The organism is Pseudomonas sp. 21LCFQ010 (assembly GCF_024129905.1).
In the GTDB taxonomy this organism is placed as follows: Bacteria; Pseudomonadota; Gammaproteobacteria; order Pseudomonadales; family Pseudomonadaceae; genus Aquipseudomonas.
In genome coordinates this window covers 47,993-65,102 of sequence record NZ_JAMYDZ010000013.1, presented here as the reverse complement: position 1 = coordinate 65,102, position 17,110 = coordinate 47,993, and the positions used below count along the sequence as shown (strand labels likewise).

The following is a 17,110-nucleotide window of genomic DNA, read 5'->3' as shown; positions in this document are numbered from 1 at the left end:
AGCGGCAAGTCTCTGCTTGAAGCCGGCGCGTCAGCGCCCCAGATAAACCTCGATCACCCGCTCGTCAGCCTGTACATCGGCCAACGCGCCTTCGGCCAGCACGCTGCCCTGATGCAGTACCGTGACGTGGTCGGCAATCGCACCGACAAAGCCCATGTCGTGCTCGACCACCATCAGCGAGTGTTTGCCGGCCAGGCGCTTGAACAGCTCGGCAGTGAACTCGGTTTCGGCATCGGTCATGCCCGCCACCGGTTCATCGAGCAACAGCAATTGCGGGTCCTGGACCAGCAACATGCCAATTTCGAGAAACTGCTTCTGGCCATGCGATAACAAGCCTGCCGGGCGATCCCGTGACGCACTCAAGCGAATGGTGTCCAGCACCTCGTCGATGCGCGTGCGTTGCTCGCCGTTCAGGCGGGCCCTGAGGCTGGCCCACACCGACTTGTCGGTCTTGAGCGCCAGCTCCAGGTTCTCGAACACGCTCAGCGCTTCGAACACCGTGGGTTTCTGGAACTTGCGGCCGATGCCGGCCTGGGCGATCTGCACCTCGCTCATGCGGGTCAGGTCCAGAGTTTCGCCGAACCAGGCCGTGCCCTGACCGGGTCGGGTCTTGCCGGTGATGACGTCCATCAAGGTGGTTTTGCCCGCGCCGTTAGGGCCGATGATGCAGCGCAGTTCACCGACCCCGATGTACAGGTTGAGATTATTCAGCGCCTTGAAGCCATCGAAGCTGACGCTGATGTCTTCCAGGGTCAGGATCGTACCGTGCCGGGTATTGAGGCCGGGGCCGGCACTGTTACCCAGACCCAGCGCGTCACGGCCAGTGCCGGCGTCGCTGTTGGGGTCAAGAATCGGCTCCAGCATGAAGGCCGGGTTTGCGTGGCTGGCAATCATGATTCGCTCCTTTTCTTCAGCAGACCGATCACGCCCTTGGGCAGGTACAGGGTGACGACGATGAACAGCGCGCCCAGGCAGAACAGCCAGTATTCCGGGAAGGCTACGGTGAACCAGCTCTTCATGCCGTTGACCAGCCCGGCACCGAGCAGCGGCCCGATCAGGGTGCCGCGCCCGCCCAATGCCACCCACACCGCCGCTTCGATGGAGTTGGTCGGTGACATTTCGCTGGGGTTGATGATCCCCACTTGCGGCACGTACAAGGCCCCGGCCAGCCCGCACATCACCGCGCTGAGCACCCAGATGAACAGCTTGAAGCCGCGCGGGTCGTAGCCGCAGAACATCAGCCGGTTTTCCGCATCGCGCAGCGCGGTCAGCACCCGGCCAAACTTGCTCTGCGCCAGCCGCCAGCCCACATACAGGCAGCCGGCCAGCAGCAACACGGTGGCCAGGAACAGCACCGCACGGGTGCCCGGCGCGCTGATCGAAAAACCCAGGATGCTGCGAAAGCTGGTAAAGCCGTTATTGCCGCCAAAGCCGGTCTCGTTACGAAAAAACAGCAGCATGCCGGCGAAGGTCAGCGCCTGGGTCATGATCGAGAAGTACACGCCCTTGATCCGCGAACGAAAGGCGAAGAAACCGAACACCAATGCCAACAGGCCGGGGGCCAGAACCACCAGGCACAGGGCCCAGAGAAAGTTATCGGTGCCGGCCCAGTACCAGGGCAGTTCGGTCCATGACAAGAAGGTCATGAACGCCGGCAGGCCATCACCGGCCGCTTCGCGCATCAAATACATGCCCATCGCGTAGCCGCCCAGCGCGAAGAACAATCCGTGGCCCAGCGACAGCATTCCTGCATACCCCCACACCAGGTCCAGCGCCAGAGCGACGATGGCGTAGCAAAGGATCTTGCCGACCAGGGTCAGGGTGTAAGCCGAAACCTGCAACGGGTGTTCGGCAGGCAATAGCGACAGCAGCGGCATGGCCAGCAGCACCGCCAGCAGCACGCCGCCGATCAGCCGGGTGAGTTTCGGGCCGGCCTTCTGCGCGGCGGTCATCATCAATGGCTGGTTCATCAGTCGATCACCCTTCCCTTGAGCGCGAAGAGGCCTTGCGGACGCTTCTGGATAAACAGAATGATCAGCGCCAGAATCAGGATCTTGCCCAGCACGGCGCCAATCTGCGGTTCGAGAATCTTGTTGAGCACACCCAGGCCAAACGCGGCGCTGACACTGCCAGCCAGTTGCCCGACCCCGCCAAGCACCACCACCAGGAACGAGTCGATGATGTAGCCCTGGCCCAGGTCCGGACCGACGTTACCGATCTGGCTGAGCGCCACGCCGCCGAGCCCTGCGATTCCCGAGCCCAGGCCAAAGGCGAGCATGTCCACCCGCCCGGTGGGCACGCCGCAGCAGGCCGCCATGTTGCGATTCTGGGTCACGGCGCGCACGTTCAGGCCCAGCCGGGTCTTGTTCAGCAACAGCCAGGTCAGCGCGACCACGCACAGCGCAAAGCCGATGATCACGATCCGGTTGTACGGCAGCACCAGATTGGGCAACACCTGAATCCCGCCCGACAGCCAGCCGGGGTTGGCAACTTCGACGTTCTGCGCGCCGAAAATCAGACGTACCGCCTGGATCAGCATCAGGCTGATGCCCCAGGTCGCCAGCAGGGTTTCCAGCGGGCGGCCATACAGATGACGGATCACCGTGCGCTCCAGAGCCATGCCGATCAACGCCGTGACACAGAAGGCCGCTGGCAGTGCCAGCAACGGGTAATACGCCAGCGCATCGGGCGCGTACTGCTGGAACAGCACCTGCACACAGTAGGTGGTATAGGCACCGAGCATGAGCATCTCGCCGTGGGCCATGTTGATCACCCCCAACAAACCGAAGGTGATCGCCAGGCCCAATGCGGCCAGTAGCAGGATCGAACCCAGCGACAACCCGGTAAACGCCTGGCCAAGCAGGTCGCCCATCAACAGCTTGCGCTTGACCTGCGCCAGGCTGGTCTGCGCGGCAATGCGTACGCTGGCGTCGGGCTCCACGCCCGGTTCCAGCAGCGCCTCAAGCCGGGTGCGCGCCAGCGGCTCACCGGTTTCGCCCAACAGCCGCACCGCCGCCAGCCGCACGGTGGGGCTGCTGTCGGTCAATTGCAGGTTGGCCAGCGCCAGGTTCAGGGCGTTCCATACCTGGCTGTCGGACTCGCGGGTCAGGCTCTGGCTGAGCAACGCCAGCTGCGCAGGCCGGGCATTGCGTTGCAGATGCTGCGCAGCGGCCAGCCGCACTGCGGCATCGTTACTCATCAGTTGATGACTGGCCAGCGCGGTGTCGACCAGCCCGCGCAGGCGATTGTTCAGGCGCAGTTTACGCGGCTCGTCGGCCGCTGCCGGACCGCCGTCCACGGCGCTGTACTGGCCGTCGTTGTCGATAAATGCGCGCTTGCTGCTGTCGGCCGCCACCCGGCCGTCACGCAAGGCTTCAAGCCAGGGCAGTCGCTCACCGAGCGGTTGCACTGACCAGGCTTCGAGCAGGTCTGCCTGCGCGGCGGAGTTGCCGGCAACAAAGTCGTCGGCCTCCCCGGCCTGCGCGCCCAAGGGCAGCAGCAGTGCACAGATCAGCATCAAGCGGTGAAAGAAGTTGGGCATGATAAGTGACCTGTAGATTGGACAGGGCTGTGTAGGAGCCGCTTTAGCGGCGAAGCCTTGAAAGCTTCGCGACCGAGGTCGCTCCCACAAGTACCGGCGTTTATCAGTTGCTCTTCACCGCGTGGTCAGGCTTCTTGTCGTTGCCGGGAATGTACGGGCTCCATGGCTGGGCGCGGATCGGCTCCTGGGTTTGCCAGACCACACTGAACTGGCCGTTATCCTCGACCTCGCCGATCATCACCGGCTTGTGCAGGTGGTGGTTGGTCTTGTCCATGGTCAGGGTGAAGCCCGACGGCGCAGCGAAGGTCTGCCCGGCCATGGCTTCACGCACCTTGTCGACATCGGTGGATTTGGCCTTTTCCACCGCCTGTGCCCACATGTGAATACCCACGTAGGTGGCTTCCATCGGGTCGTTGGTCACCGCTTTGTCGGCGCCCGGCAGGTTTTTCTTCTTCGCGTAGGCCTGCCAGTCGGCGACAAACTTCTTGTTCACCGGGTTATCAACCGACTGGAAGTAGTTCCAGGCTGCCAGATGGCCAACCAGCGGTTTGGTATCGATGCCGCGCAGCTCTTCTTCGCCCACCGAGAACGCCACCACCGGCACGTCGGTGGCTTTCAGGCCCTGGTTGGCCAGTTCTTTGTAGAACGGCACGTTGGAGTCGCCGTTGACCGTGGAGATCACGGCGGTCTTGCCGCCGGCGGAGAACTTCTTGATGTTGGCGACAATGGTCTGGTAATCGCTGTGGCCGAACGGGGTGTAGACCTCTTCGATGTCGCTGTCTTTGACGCCTTTGGAATGCAGGAAAGCGCGCAGAATCTTGTTGGTGGTGCGCGGGTAGACGTAGTCGGTGCCGAGCAGGAAGTAACGCTTGGCCGCCCCGCCGTCTTCGCTCATCAGGTACTCGACTGCCGGAATCGCCTGTTGGTTTGGCGCGGCACCGGTGTAGAACACGTTGGGCGACATTTCTTCGCCTTCGTATTGCACCGGGTAGAACAACAACCCGTTGAGTTCCTCGAACACCGGCAACACCGATTTGCGCGACACCGAGGTCCAGCAGCCGAACACCACCGCGACCTTGTCCTGGGTCAGCAACTGGCGGCCCTTCTCGGCGAACAGCGGCCAGTTCGAGGCCGGGTCGACGACCACGGCTTCGAGTTGCTTGCCGTTGACACCGCCTTTGGCGTTGATCTCGTCGATGGTCATCAGGGCCATGTCCTTGAGCGAGGTCTCGGAGATCGCCATGGTTCCGGACAACGAATGCAGGATACCGACCTTGATGGTTTCGGCGGCTTGTACAGTCCAGCTCAGGCCCATGGCGGCAATGGATGCAGACAAGGTAAAGGCTTTGATCAGGCTACGACGACGCATGGATGAATCCCCCATCATATTGTTGAGTCAACAGTTGGCTTGTGGTGGGCAGACGCGAAATGTTCTTGCTTGCTACCTGCCGCCAGCGAACGCTGGCGGGCGGTGTGCAACATATGCAGAGTGACCTTGCGGACCTCGGCCTTGCTGACCTCTATGTGGGTCTTCAATAACGACTGTGCCTGCTCGCAGCGGCGCTTGAGGATCGCCTCCAGAATCAGTGCATGTTCCTGATAGGTCAGCTCGATGCGCGGCCCCTGGGTGAAATCCAGCCGGCGAATGATGCGAATTTTCTCGCTGACCTGGGCATGAATCCGCGCCATCTCGCGATTGCCGGCCGCCTCCAGCAAGTGGCAGTGAAACTGCTCGTCCAGCCGCGACACGGCGCTGCCGTCAGTCAGGCGCTGATCGGCCGCGACCATCCAGGTCTCGGCCAGTTGCGCCAGCAGTGGCGGTAGCTCTGCACGCGGCCAGTCACACAGGCGCTTGACCGCTTCGAGTTCCAGCACGATGCGCAGATCGTAAAGCTCTTCGAAATGCTCGAAATCAAATGGCCGCACCTGCCAGCCGCTGCGGAAATACACCTCCAGGTAACCTTCGCGCTCCAGGCGATACAGCGCCTGGCGCACCGGGGTGCGGCTGACCGCCATGCGCTCGGCGACTTCGCCTTCGGAAAAGCGGTCACCCGGCAGCAGGCGAAACTCGAAGATGTCGTCCTTGAGCTGCGCATAGATCCGCTCGGCCAGATTCTCCGGGCGTTCCTTGCTGCGCATGACGGTGCTGGACAGTTGCATGTCAGGCCGCCTCACCCGGTTCCAGCCACACCAGCGCATCGCCCGGCGTGATCGCCTTGCCGGGCTGGCAACGCACGGCCTTGACCACTCCGGACACCGGTGCGATCACCGACAGCTCCATCTTCATCGCCTCGACCACCAGCAGGGGCGTACCGGCCTCGACGTGCTGACCCGGCTCGACCAACACCTTCCAGACACTGCCGCACATTTCGGCGCTGACCAGATGGCCTTCATAGTCCTGCGCATCAGCCTCGCTGTCGGCCGCCGCTCGGAGTACCGGCGGCTCATCGTCGTGCCACAGCTGCGCCTCGCTGTCGAACGCCGCCTTCTGCCGGCTCTGGAACTCGGCAATGCTCTCGGCGTTGTCGGCCAGCAAGCGCTGGTACTCGGCGAAGTCGAATTCGCTGTGCTCGATGCGGATCTGGCCACGGCCTTCACGAAACGCCTCGCGCTGTTCATTGAGTTCAGCTTCGCTGACCGGGTAGAAACGCACCTGGTCAAAGAAGTGCAGCAACCATGGCTGGCCGTTGGCGAACTGCGGGTTCTTCACGTACTTGTTCCAGATCGGCAGGGTACGGCCCACCAGCTGATAGCCGCCGGGCGAGTCCATGCCGTAGATGCACATGTACATGCCGCCGATGCCCACCGTGCCCTCGGCGGTGAAGGTCCGCGCCGGGTTGTACTTGGAGCTGAGCAACCGGTGGCGCGGGTCCAGCGGCACCGCACAGGGGGCGTCGAGGTACACGTCGCCCAGCCCCAGAATCAGGTAGCTGGCCTGGAACAGGATGTCACGCACCTGCTCGCGGCTGTCCAGGCCATTGATGCGCTGCAAGAAGTCCACGTTATTCGGTAACCACGGTGCTTCACTGCGCACCGTCTCGCGGTAGCGCTGGACGGCGCCGAGGGTCGCGCTGTCTTCGAAGGCCATCGGCAGATGAATGATCCGGGTCGGCACCTTGAGCTGCGAGACATCGCCCAGCCCCTCTTCGAGCATCAGCAGGTGCTCCAGCAGGCTCTTCTGGTGCAGCACGCGGCTGTCATAGCGCAGTTGCAGCGAGCGTACGCCGGGCGCCAGCTCTTCCAGGCCCTTGAGCGGCCGGGCCTTGAGGGCTTCCATCAACAGGTGCACGCGCAGCCGCAGCGCCAGGTCCAGCACGTTGTCGCCGTATTCGAGCAGGATGTAGGCATCACCGGCCTGGCGATACACCGCCCGTGGCCGTGAGCCGCTGGCCGGCAGCTCGGCGAGAATGGTCGCCGACGCGGTGTCGGCCGGTTGCAGGGCCGGGGCTGGCAACGGCACGGCGCTGATCGCGGCCAGGGCTTCGAGGCTGCCCAGTTGTGCCTGCTCCAGGCTCTGCGCCTGCTGAAAACCGATGGGTTTGAAGCGCAGTTTGTCGCCGGGTTTGACCTGGCCGATCTTCCACAGCTCGGCCTTGGCGATGGTCACCGGGCAGACAAACCCGCCCAGGCTCGGGCCATCCTTGGTGAGGATCACCGGGAAGTCACCGGTGAAGTTGATCGCGCCGATCGCGTACTCGCAGTCATGCACGTTAGAGGGGTGCAGGCCCGCCTCGCCGCCATCGCTGCGCGCCCAGTCGGGCTTGGGACCGGACAGCCGCACGCCAAGGCGGTTGGAGTTGTAATGCACCTCCCACTCGGCGGCGAAGAACGCCTCGATGGAGTCTGCGGTAAAGAAATCCGGCGCCCCGTGCGGGCCGTACAGCACGCCGATTTCCCACTCATTGCCGTAGTGCGGAATCAGGCTGGCATGCACTGCCTGCGGCGCGCTGATCGGCGCCGGGATGGTGCAGGCGGCCAGTTCCGGCTGCGAGATGGCCAGCATGTCGGCGGTGCGCAACGTGCGCCCGGCATGCCCGCCGAACTGGCCCAGCGCGAAGGTCGAGCGGCTGCCCAGATACAGCGGTACATCCAGACCGTTGCGCACGGCCAGATACGTGCGGCAACCCGATTGCGCACGCCCAAGCTTGAGCACCTGGCCGGCCTGTACGGAAACCGGCTGCCAGTAGGCGACCAGCTCGCCGTCCAGCGTCGCCGGGCAATCGGCACCGGTCAGGGCGATCAGGGCTGCGCTGTGAAAGCGCAAGGTCGGCCCTTGCAGAGTGAACTCCAGCGCCGCGGCACTGACATGGTTGCCGACAATCCGGTTGGCCAGGCGAAACGCCTGATCGTCCATGGGCCCTGACGGCGGCACGCCAATGTCCCAGTAGCCCAGCCGCCCTGGATAGTCCTGAACACTGGAATAGGTGCCCGGCTCCAGCACTTCAATGACACTGGCCTTGAAAGTGAAATCGTCGAGCAGCCGGGTCCAGACATCACCACGGGCAAACCGCGGGTCGGCCACCACCTGGCGCAGATAGTCGAGGTTGCTGGCAATGCCGTGCAGCCGGGTCGCGGCCAGTGCAGCTTGCATCCGCGCCATGGCATCGGCGCGGTCCTCGCCCCTGACGATCAGCTTGGCAATCATCGGGTCATAGAACGCCGACACTTCACTGCCGGTGCTGACCCAGCCATCGACCCGCACATCGTCCGGAAAGTACACGTCGGTCAATACACCGGGGCTCGGCTGAAAGTTCTTCAGCGGGTCTTCGGCGTACAGCCGCACTTCAATGGCTGCGCCTTGCGGGGCGCGTCGCAGCGCTGCCCAATCCAGCGGGCTGCCGGCGGCGACTTGCAGCATGCATTCGATCAGGTCAAGGCCGGTGACCATCTCGGTGATCGGGTGCTCGACCTGCAGGCGGGTGTTGACCTCCAGAAAGTAGAAATCGTCCCGCGCAGGGTCATAAATGAACTCTACGGTGCCGGCACTGCGATAAGCCACTGACTGCCCCAGTTGCACGGCGGCGGCATGCAGGCGCTCGCGGGTGGCCTGGGGCAAGTTGGGCGCGGGGGTCTCTTCCACCACTTTCTGGTTGCGCCGTTGCAGCGAGCAATCGCGCTCGCCGAGGGCCACCACCTGCCCCTGACCATCACCAAAAATCTGCACTTCGACATGCCGGGCCTTATCGACGAAGCGCTCAAGGAACACCCCAGCATCACTGAAAAACTGCTCGCCCATGCGTTTGACGCTGTCATAGGCGCTGCGCAGCGCTGGCTCATCAGCACAGCGAGTCAGGCCAATACCACCGCCGCCGGCAGTGGTCTTGAGCATTACCGGGTAACCGATCTGCTCCGCCGCCTGCACCGCCTGCTGCAGGCTGTCGAGCAGACCGGTGCCGGGGGCCATCGGCACCTGGGCTTGGCCGGCCAGCTCACGGGCACGGTGCTTGAGGCCAAACTCACGGATCTGGCCGGCGGTCGGGCCGACAAAGGCAATCCCGGCCTGCTCGCAGGCGTCAGCAAACTCGGCACTCTCAGACAGAAAACCGTAACCCGGATAGATCGCCTGGGCACCGGTTTGCTTGGCGGCGGCGAGAATCTTGTCGATACGCAGGTAGCTGTCGGCAGGTTTGTCGCCGCCCAAGGCAATCGCCACATCGGCGTCGCGCACATGCGCCGCATTGCGGTCGGCATCGGCGTACACCGCCACGCTCTTGATGCCCAGACGCTTGAGGGTGCGGATGGCACGTACAGCGATTTCGCCACGGTTGGCGATCAATACGGTATTGAACATGACAGGCGCCTCAGACGTTGGGGGTGGGTGTGCTGTTGCGGCTGGCAATGAATGCCCGCCATCCGCCGAGTTCGGTAATGTCGGTAGCGCTGTGCAGCGCCAGCGGTTCGCAGATGAAGCCCTTGACCCAACGGCCATCAGCCAGTTGCAGGTTGCCAATGCCCAGCGGCGGCGGAATTTCGGCGACGAACTCGCCAAAGCGCGCCAGCGGGATGTCCCACAGCTCAACGATGATCGACGCCCCCTGCTCGGCCCGCGCCAGCCCAGGCTTGGGCGGCACGGTGCCGGGCAACGCATACAGCCGGTAATCGCTGGCGGTCAGGGTCTGCTCGACCAGCACCGCGTTGCGCTGGGTGAGCTGGAAGTTCAGCGGCATGCCGGTCAGGTGCGCACCGACCACTGCCAGACGCACACAGCCCGGCGCTTGCAGGGCTGGTGCAGGCGCAGGCTTCGCAGCGCCAGTGGCGCCCAAGGTAAGGTCTTGGGCCTGCTGCCAGCGCTTGCCCAGGCTGACCAGCGCCAGGTCGTGCCAGGCCGGCGCCAGCAAGGTGATACCGGCCGGCAAGCCGTCATCGCGCAGCCCGGCAGGCAGGGCCAGCGCCGAGAGGTCGGCCAGGTTGGTGAAGTTGGTGTAGGTGCCGAACTGGCTGTTGAACAGCACCGGCTCTTCGGCCATCTCGGCGATCCGGCGGATGGTCGGCGCGGTCGGAACCACCAGCGCATCGAAGCCGGCCAGGCTGTCATTGATCTGCCGCGACAGCTCGGCGCGCAGGTACTCAGCCTTGTAGGCGTCGCAGGCACTGTAGCGTTTGCCGCCCTCGACAATACCGCGTACCACCGGGTCGATTGCCGCAGGATCCACGCCTTCAACCGCGACGGTTCGCTCAGCCACCCAAGGGCCCAGATACAACTGCTCGGCCAACCGGCTAAATGGGCTGAAGTCGATTTCGCTGATTTCGGCGCCCAGCTGGCGCAGGCCGTCCAGCGCTTGCTGAAACTGCATCCTGCTCTGCTCGTCGCTAAAGAACTCCAGGGTTGCCGGGACTGCCAGCTTGGGCCTGGCGCCGATTGCGACGGGCGCGCTGTTGGGGTTGTGCCGGCTGTAAGGGTCGGCGGCGTCATAACCGCTGGCCAGTTTGAGCACGGTTTCGGCGTCATCGACGGTCAGGGCAAAGATCGAAATGCAGTCGACAGTGCGGCAAGCCGGCACCAAACCGGTGTTGGGCAGCAGGCCCTTGGTCGGTTTGAGACCGACAATGTTATTGAAGCCCGCCGGCACCCGACCAGAACCTGCGGTGTCGGTCCCCAGCGAAAACGCCACCAGGCCACGGGCAACCACGCTGGCAGAGCCCGAGCTCGAACCACCGCTGACGTAGTCCGGATCAAAACTGTTGGGCACCGCGCCATAGGGCGAACGGGTGCCGACCAGACCGGTGGCAAACTGATCCAGATTGGTCTTGCCCATCAACACCGCACCGGCAGCGCGCAACCGCGCCACAACCGTGGCATCGGTTTGCGCAGCATAGGCAAACTCTGGGCACGCGGCGGTGGTCGGCCAACCGGCCGCATCGATGTTGTCCTTGATGGCGAACGGCACGCCGTACAACGGCAGCGCACTACGATCCCCACCCGCGGCCTCCAGCCGGGCCTGCAACTGATCGAGTTGCGCATCGAGCTGTTCGGCACTGACCCGGCTGATCCACGCCGTGTCGTCTTCACTCAAGCGGTTGCGCAGCTCATGCAGCAAGGCGCCGGGTTGCAGAGCGTCGCGATAGGCCTGTTGCCAATCAGCCAAGGTGTAAAGCGCAGAAGCCTGGGACATATGCTGAGATTCCATCTTGTATCCAAGTTGGGATCTGTATTGCAACGCTAATGCCAGTTCTTATAAACGCTTTAATTTCATGAACTTATCTTTATAGAAAGGGGATTTTTGGAGTTTCTGCACGGACCAGTCGCACGCTTATTGCGCAGCCTGCCTGCTCGTGGTGCAGCGGCCTTGTAGTTAACCTGCGGGAGCTAGCTGAGCTGCCGCTCAAGCGCTTGCTCTGTGGCACTCCTTCCCCACCCTGAACGGCGGGGCTTGTCGCGCCCCGATGGTCACGGCCTCAAACGGCGCTGAACCGCTGCGCCAGCCCCTGCGCCTTGAACCGCTCCAGCAGAAAATCGACGAACGCGCGGGTCTTGCCCGGCAACAGTTTGTGCTCGGCGTAGTACAGGGAAATATTGCCATCGTCGACATACCAGTCTGGCAGTACCCGTACCAGACGCTGACGTTCCAGGTACGGCAAGGCAAACGGCAGGCTCACCAGCGCGATGCCAAGGCCCTGCTCGGCGGCGGCGCAGGCGGCTTCGGAATCGCTCAGGGTCATGCGCGGCTTCAGGCGTAGCGGGCATTGCTCCTGATCGCGGTGAGTCAGCGGCCAACTGCGTACCCGGCCAGTCTGTGGCGAGCGAATCAGGATGCCGGCGGCGTTTTCAAGATCATCCGGGTGTTCGACCGGGTTCTGGCGCAGATACTCCGGGGCGGCGACCAGGATGCGATGCGCCGGCCCCAGCTTGCGCGCCACCACACCAGGCGGCAGTTCGAAGCCACCACCGATGGCGGCATCGAAGCCCTGGCCGATCAGGTCGACCTGACGGTTATCGAAATGCCAATCCGCGACGATCGCCGGGTACTGCTGCAAAAACTCACCCAGCAGCGGCAGCACATAAAGCCGCCCAAACATCAGGCCCATGCTCACTTTGAGCGTACCGGCGGGCTGGCCTTCGGCGCTGGCCAGGTTGGCCACGGCATTCTGGATCACACCAAAACTGCCACCGACCTCATCAAGAAAGCGTCGCCCTGCTTCGGTCAGGGTCAGTCGGCGGGTGCTGCGCAGAAACAGCCGCACGCCCAGCCGCGCTTCCAGCCCAGCGACATTTTTGCCCACCGCGGCGGAAGTGAGCCCCAGCCGCCGCGCGGCCTCGGCGAAACTGCCGGCTTCGGCACTCCGGATAAAGCTCTCGATGCTGCCAAAGGTTTCCATGGCCGATCCTTGCAGAAGACAAACACGGCCTGATCATAAACTTCTGGTTTACTCAGAGCATGCGATTAATGGTCTACCGGGCTGGTAATTCACCCGCAATACTTGACTCACTGCGGGGCGCATCGCCCTGACCCTTTCAGGAGAACAACCATGACTCATTGCCCTTCAATCGCCGGCAAAGTCGCTCTGGTTCAAGGCGGCTCACGCGGCATCGGCGCAGCCATCGTCAAACGCCTCGCCGCCGAGGGCGCCAGCGTCGCCTTCACCTACGTCAGCTCGGCCAGCAAAGCCCAGGCGCTGGAGGACGAAATCATTGCCGCTGGCGGCAAAGCGCTAGCCATCCAGGCTGACAGCGCCGACGCCGAAGCGGTGATTGAGGCGGTCGCACAAACAGCAGAAGCCTTTGGCCGGATCGACATTCTGGTCAACAACGCAGGTGTACTGGCTTTGGGTTCGGTCGAAGAGCTGCCGCTGGCCGACTTCGACCGCACCCTGGCGATCAACGTACGCAGCGTGTTTGTCGCCAGCCAGGCGGCGCTGCAACATATGGGCACTGGCGGGCGAATCATCAATATTGGCAGCACCAATGCCGAGCGCGTGCCCTTCGCAGGGGGGGCCACCTACGCCATGAGCAAGTCGGCGCTTATCGGTCTGGTCAAAGGCATGGCCCGTGATCTGGGGTCACGGGGCATCACCGTCAATAACGTACAACCCGGCCCGGTGGACACCGACATGAACCCCGCCAACGGTGAAATGGCGCCAGGCCTGCTGGGCCTGATGGCACTGGACCGCTACGGCAGCGCCGAAGAGATCGCCGGGTTTGTCGCCTACCTGGCCGGGCCGGAAGCGGGCTATATCACCGGTGCCAACCTGACCATTGATGGTGGCTTTGCGGCCTGAAACAGAGGTGCGCCATGCGCGCTGAGCCGTTACTATCGCGCCCGCTTCTTATGGGCCGCCGATACAAGGACGCAGCATGGCACTCACCAGCACCATTACTCCCTACGACGATCGCTGGCCAGCGCTGTTTAAGGCAACCCTTGAACAGATTGCGGCAGCCTTCGGTACTGAGCATGTTGCCACCCACCATGTGGGCAGCACCGCCGTCGAAGGGCTGGCTGCCAAGCCGGAAATCGACGTACTGATCGAAGTCCGTGAACACTGTAACGAAGCTCAGCGTGATGCCGTGTTGGCCGGGCTCGGCTATGTACGCGGCAGCGACCTTACACCGGGGCATCATTTTTATCGGCGCAATGTCGACGGTGTGCGCACTCACAAATTACACATCTGCGTAACCGGTCATCCGCAGATTGAACGGGTGCTGCGGTTTCGCGACCTGTTGCGTGCGGACGCGGTACTGCGCCAGCGTTATCAAGCGCTCAAGCTCGAACTCGAAGCGAGTAACACGGCCGGTATGGGCGAATACCTGGCCGGCAAGGCGCCGTTCATTGAGATGCTATTGGACAAGCCGGGCAAGGCTTGCCCGGTGCTGTTGCGGCGCAACGGCGAACAAGTGCAGATCCTTGCTTTCCGGCACCCGCTGGCCGGCTACCAACTGGTGAAAGGCAGTATTGAACCTGATGAGTCAGCAGCCCAGGCGGCCGTGCGCGAACTCGCGGAAGAATCGGGGCTTACCGGCGCCCGGATCAAATGCGATCTGGGCGTCTGGTCTTGCGGCTTTGGTGGGCAACTGTGGTCTTTGCAGTGCTGCGAAGCTGCCGGGCCAGTGCCGGAGCACTGGCGCTTTTCCACCGCAGACGATGGCGGCCGGGTTTTTGAGTTTTTCTGGCAACCGCTGGCGCAGGATCTGCCTGAGCCCTGCCACCCGGTGTACCAGCGAGCCCTGCAACAGATCAGGAGCAGGACCGCTGCCCTGCCCGACTGAAGCTGTTTGACCGGTTTTATATCCGCGGCTTGAGATCCAGTTGCGCCAGCACATCAGCCAGACGCTCCCGCGTCGCCACTGAACAGCCTTGCATCGGCTCGCGCAAGTCAGGCACCAGCAAACCTTGCAATGCCAGTGCAGCTTTTACCGGCGCCGGGTTCGGTTCACAGAACGCCGCCTGCATCCACTCGCGCAGACGGTAGAAGGTCGCGCGGGCGGCGGCCAGTTCGCCGTTGTCGACCTGACGCTGCATCTGCACATACAGATCGGCACGAATATGCGCTGACACCGAGATCGCACCGGCACCGCCCAGGCACAGGTTGTTGAAGATCTGCAGGTCTTCGCCGGTGAGAATCTCGGCGTTGCCATCGGCGATCAGCACAGTGGTGGTGTCCAGGTCGCCGCCACAATCCTTGACCGCTGCAATACGCGGATGGCGCACGATCCGCCGGATCGTCTCGCGCTCGATGCGCACGCCGGTGCGATAAGGAATGTCGTAAAGCACCACCGGCACCGTGGCAGCATCGGCCACGGTCTTGAAGAACGACTCCAGCCCGCTTTGGGACGGACGAATGTAATACGGCGCCGGGACCAGCAGGCCAGCCAGCGCCCGTTGCTGGATGTCCTGTTGAAAAGCCAGTAACTCGCGCTGGTTATTACCGGCCAGGCCCATGATGACCTGATCGGCCGGCACCCGCTCAAGCACCGCATCGAGCACCGCCAGTTGCTCGGCATGGCTGAGCGCTGCGGCCTCGCCGGAAGTGCCGCAAACCACCAGGCCGCGAACCCCATCGTCGAGCAGCTTGCCAGCCAGGTGCTGCAGGGCAGGAAAATCAATTTCATCGTTACGAAAGGGTGTGACCAGAGCGACCCAGATACCACGAAAAGCTGACATGCAAAATCTCCTTGAGTAGACCGGCGAGTCTCGTCAGGAGGGTGCGGGAGCGGGTGCTGGGAGGGTATCTGCCTGGCGCCTTGGTGTCCTGTCAGCCCATCTGACGGGACAGCGCGCCCCGGTCAAATGAGCGACTGTTTCTTGGATTTATTGGCAACGGACACGCACACGCACGCCGCGAGACAGAGGTCCCGGGAAAGCGGCGAGTGGTCAAGGCTGGTAGGCATTGGTAGTCCGTGGCGCAGTGATTGCCCGGCGATCATGCGCGGGCCGGGCAAACAAAGTCAACAGAGCGTCACAAATCATTTCAAAGCCGGCGGCGTCCACTCCCCCGCAATTTCAACCACCCACTCGATGAACATCCGCAGCTTGGCACTGACGTGCCGGTTCGGCGGCCAGGCGATGTACATCGGCATCGAGTCGAGCTGCCAGTCGCTGAACAGCTGCATCAGCTCACCGCTTTGCACATGCGCTGTCGCCATGTACTCCGGCAGCCAGAGAATACCCAGCCCGGCCAGGCCGGCGGCCAGATAGGCATTCCCGTCATCGACCGCCAGCGCGTGATGGCCTTGGACCTTGAGGCTTTCGTTGCCCCGCTGCATGGCATAGGGCAAGGGTTTACCGGTGCGGGCCCAGAGGTAACCGACGATCCGGTGGCGGCTATCTTCCAGCTCACGGGGGTGCGCCGGGGTACCGAAGCGCTGCAAATAAGCCGGCGCGGCGTAGACGCCCAGCCGCAAGTCAGCGAGTCGTCGCGCGATTAGCGACTGATCGGTCAATTCTCCGCCGCGCACCACGCAGTCAACGTTTTCGTCGATCAGGTCGACCTTGCGATCACTGACGCCCATGTCCAGTTGAATGTCCGGGTAACGGGCGTAGAAGCCTGGCAAGGCCGGGATCAACACCTTGGCCGCCAGCGGGCTGGGCACATCGATCCGCAGCCGTCCACGTGGCACTGCAGCGGCGCTCGACAGGCTGGTTTCGGCATCGTCCATATCGGCCAGCAGCCGCACCACGCGCTCGTAATAGGCCGCGCCATCGGCGGTGACATTGACCTTGCGCGTGGTGCGGTTGAGCAAGCGCACCCGCAAGCGCGCCTCAAGCTGCTGGATCAGTTGGGTCACGCTGGTCTTGCTCAGGTGCAGGGTGTCGGCAGCCTTGGTGAAGCTGCCGGTTTCCACTACGCGGGCAAAGGCCAGCATCGCGTCGAAACGGTCCATCAGCGCTCCTGATTGTTTGCGATTTACAAACAGTGATGGGTGAGTTTGCGAGTTTATCCGCACCGGGGCGCCACCTAAAGTGGCCTTCAGCACATCGCTTTCCGGCTCATCCCCAGGAGTTTCCCATGACCCAACGTGACGTTGTTTTCCCCGCTGGCCGCCAGGCCCTTTATGAGCGCAATCGCTACTCGCCGGCGGTTCGTTCCAACGGTTTTCTGTTCGTGTCCGGCCAGGTCGGCAGCCGTGAAGACGGCTCGCCGCAACCCGGTTTGCAGAATCAGGTGCGCCGCGCCTTTGACAACCTCAATGCGATTCTTGAGGCCGCAGGTGGCAGCTTCGAGGACGTGGTGGATGTCACCGTGTTCATGGTCGATCCGCAATCGACCTTCGAAACCATCTGGCAGGTGGTGCCCGAATACTGGGGCGAGGCGCCCTACCCGACCATCACCGCTGTTGGTGTGACCTGGTTGTACGGGTTCGACTTTGAAATCAAGGTCATTGCCAAGGCCCCGACAAGCGCCAACAACGGCGCATGATCGCCGACATTAGCTGATTACCCGCGACCCTTGGCGGGCAGGAACTGCCCGCCGAGGTTTCCCGGTCTGATTAATTGAGGCCAACAAGTAGGGGTGGTATTACGTTAAAGGAAAAACATTTTGTAAAAAATTCGTTAGGAGGCACTTGTAAAAGCAATTCAAATGTAAATAATTCGCATCCGAAAACAATTAGCACTCACATTCGGATCTCTCCAT

Annotated in this window: 13 protein-coding genes and 1 pseudogene; 4 read left to right on the top strand and 10 right to left on the bottom strand. The window is 62.9% G+C overall.

Annotated elements, in window-relative coordinates; translation table 11 throughout:
• Positions 1-30: 30 nt before the first annotated feature.
• From urtD to NJC38_RS16135, 8 genes are all read right to left on the bottom strand, one after another.
• Complete coding sequence (urtD, locus tag NJC38_RS16170; protein ID WP_045494836.1) at positions 31-864, bottom strand: urea ABC transporter ATP-binding protein UrtD; 834 nt, start codon at positions 862-864, stop codon at positions 31-33.
• A gap of 26 nt (positions 865-890) precedes the next feature.
• Positions 891-1,970, bottom strand: coding sequence for an urea ABC transporter permease subunit UrtC (gene urtC / locus NJC38_RS16165; protein ID WP_253115734.1), 1,080 nt, complete (start codon positions 1,968-1,970; stop codon positions 891-893).
• Complete coding sequence (gene urtB, locus NJC38_RS16160) at positions 1,970-3,541, bottom strand: urea ABC transporter permease subunit UrtB (RefSeq protein WP_253115732.1); 1,572 nt, start codon at positions 3,539-3,541, stop codon at positions 1,970-1,972. The genes urtC and urtB overlap by 1 nt, the downstream gene beginning before the upstream one ends.
• 103 nt (positions 3,542-3,644) lie before the next feature.
• On the bottom strand, positions 3,645-4,910 hold the full coding sequence (gene urtA / locus NJC38_RS16155) for an urea ABC transporter substrate-binding protein (protein ID WP_253115730.1): 1,266 nt from the start codon (positions 4,908-4,910) through the stop codon (positions 3,645-3,647).
• Positions 4,911-4,924: 14 nt separating this feature from the next.
• Positions 4,925-5,701 carry a GntR family transcriptional regulator gene (locus NJC38_RS16150; RefSeq protein WP_045491829.1) on the bottom strand — a complete coding sequence of 259 codons (777 nt, stop codon included), beginning with the start codon at positions 5,699-5,701 and terminating at the stop codon, positions 4,925-4,927.
• Between the two features lies 1 nt (position 5,702).
• On the bottom strand, positions 5,703-9,332 hold the full coding sequence (uca, locus tag NJC38_RS16145) for an urea carboxylase (protein ID WP_253115728.1): 3,630 nt from the start codon (positions 9,330-9,332) through the stop codon (positions 5,703-5,705).
• 10 nt (positions 9,333-9,342) lie between these two features.
• A complete protein-coding gene (gene atzF, locus NJC38_RS16140; RefSeq protein WP_253115726.1) occupies positions 9,343-11,154 on the bottom strand; it encodes an allophanate hydrolase in 1,812 nt (603 codons plus the stop codon).
• Between the two features lie 283 nt (positions 11,155-11,437).
• A complete protein-coding gene (locus NJC38_RS16135) occupies positions 11,438-12,358 on the bottom strand; it encodes a LysR family transcriptional regulator (RefSeq protein ID WP_253115724.1) in 921 nt (306 codons plus the stop codon).
• A 150-nt stretch (positions 12,359-12,508) separates the two neighbouring features.
• Here NJC38_RS16135 and NJC38_RS16130 point away from each other — a divergent pair, with 150 nt between their 5' ends.
• The 3 genes and pseudogenes from NJC38_RS16130 (at position 12,509) to NJC38_RS16120 (ending at position 14,243) form a co-directional block, all read left to right on the top strand.
• The gene (locus tag NJC38_RS16130) at positions 12,509-13,258 is read left to right on the top strand and encodes a 3-oxoacyl-ACP reductase family protein (RefSeq protein WP_253115722.1); all 750 of its coding nucleotides are present in this window, start codon (positions 12,509-12,511) and stop codon (positions 13,256-13,258) included.
• A 76-nt stretch (positions 13,259-13,334) separates the two neighbouring features.
• Positions 13,335-13,820, top strand: a pseudogene (locus NJC38_RS16125) (GrpB family protein); the annotation flags it as partial.
• The gene (locus NJC38_RS16120; protein WP_253115879.1) at positions 13,812-14,243 is read left to right on the top strand and encodes an NUDIX domain-containing protein; all 432 of its coding nucleotides are present in this window, start codon (positions 13,812-13,814) and stop codon (positions 14,241-14,243) included. The pseudogene NJC38_RS16125 and the gene NJC38_RS16120, both read left to right, overlap by 9 nt.
• 16 nt (positions 14,244-14,259) lie before the next feature.
• On the opposite strand, the gene dapA is transcribed toward NJC38_RS16120, so the two are convergent.
• Both dapA and NJC38_RS16110 read right to left on the bottom strand, forming a co-directional pair.
• Entirely contained in the window at positions 14,260-15,138 is an 879-nt protein-coding gene (gene dapA, locus NJC38_RS16115) for a 4-hydroxy-tetrahydrodipicolinate synthase (protein WP_253115719.1), read from the bottom strand.
• 302 nt (positions 15,139-15,440) lie between these two features.
• Positions 15,441-16,358, bottom strand: coding sequence for a LysR family transcriptional regulator (locus NJC38_RS16110; protein WP_253115718.1), 918 nt, complete (start codon positions 16,356-16,358; stop codon positions 15,441-15,443).
• Positions 16,359-16,483: 125 nt separating this feature from the next.
• Between NJC38_RS16110 and NJC38_RS16105 the strand changes: the two genes are divergently transcribed.
• Entirely contained in the window at positions 16,484-16,894 is a 411-nt protein-coding gene (locus NJC38_RS16105) for a RidA family protein (RefSeq protein ID WP_253115715.1), read from the top strand.
• Positions 16,895-17,110: the final 216 nt, after the last annotated feature.

What these genes read in the sequence shown, in the direction of transcription:
- urtD (WP_045494836.1), bottom strand. Translation starts at nt 864, where the DNA reads ATGCTGGAGCCGATTCTTGACCCCAACAGCGACGCCGGCACTGGCCGT.
- urtC (WP_253115734.1), bottom strand. Translation starts at nt 1,970, where the DNA reads ATGAACCAGCCATTGATGATGACCGCCGCGCAGAAGGCCGGCCCGAAA.
- urtB (WP_253115732.1), bottom strand. Translation starts at nt 3,541, where the DNA reads ATGCCCAACTTCTTTCACCGCTTGATGCTGATCTGTGCACTGCTGCTG.
- urtA (WP_253115730.1), bottom strand. Translation starts at nt 4,910, where the DNA reads ATGCGTCGTCGTAGCCTGATCAAAGCCTTTACCTTGTCTGCATCCATT.
- NJC38_RS16150 (WP_045491829.1), bottom strand. Translation starts at nt 5,701, where the DNA reads ATGCAACTGTCCAGCACCGTCATGCGCAGCAAGGAACGCCCGGAGAAT.
- uca (WP_253115728.1), bottom strand. Translation starts at nt 9,332, where the DNA reads ATGTTCAATACCGTATTGATCGCCAACCGTGGCGAAATCGCTGTACGT.
- atzF (WP_253115726.1), bottom strand. Translation starts at nt 11,154, where the DNA reads ATGTCCCAGGCTTCTGCGCTTTACACCTTGGCTGATTGGCAACAGGCC.
- NJC38_RS16135 (WP_253115724.1), bottom strand. Translation starts at nt 12,358, where the DNA reads ATGGAAACCTTTGGCAGCATCGAGAGCTTTATCCGGAGTGCCGAAGCC.
- NJC38_RS16130 (WP_253115722.1), top strand. Translation starts at nt 12,509, where the DNA reads ATGACTCATTGCCCTTCAATCGCCGGCAAAGTCGCTCTGGTTCAAGGC.
- NJC38_RS16120 (WP_253115879.1), top strand. Translation starts at nt 13,812, where the DNA reads ATGCTATTGGACAAGCCGGGCAAGGCTTGCCCGGTGCTGTTGCGGCGC.
- dapA (WP_253115719.1), bottom strand. Translation starts at nt 15,138, where the DNA reads ATGTCAGCTTTTCGTGGTATCTGGGTCGCTCTGGTCACACCCTTTCGT.
- NJC38_RS16110 (WP_253115718.1), bottom strand. Translation starts at nt 16,358, where the DNA reads ATGGACCGTTTCGACGCGATGCTGGCCTTTGCCCGCGTAGTGGAAACC.
- NJC38_RS16105 (WP_253115715.1), top strand. Translation starts at nt 16,484, where the DNA reads ATGACCCAACGTGACGTTGTTTTCCCCGCTGGCCGCCAGGCCCTTTAT.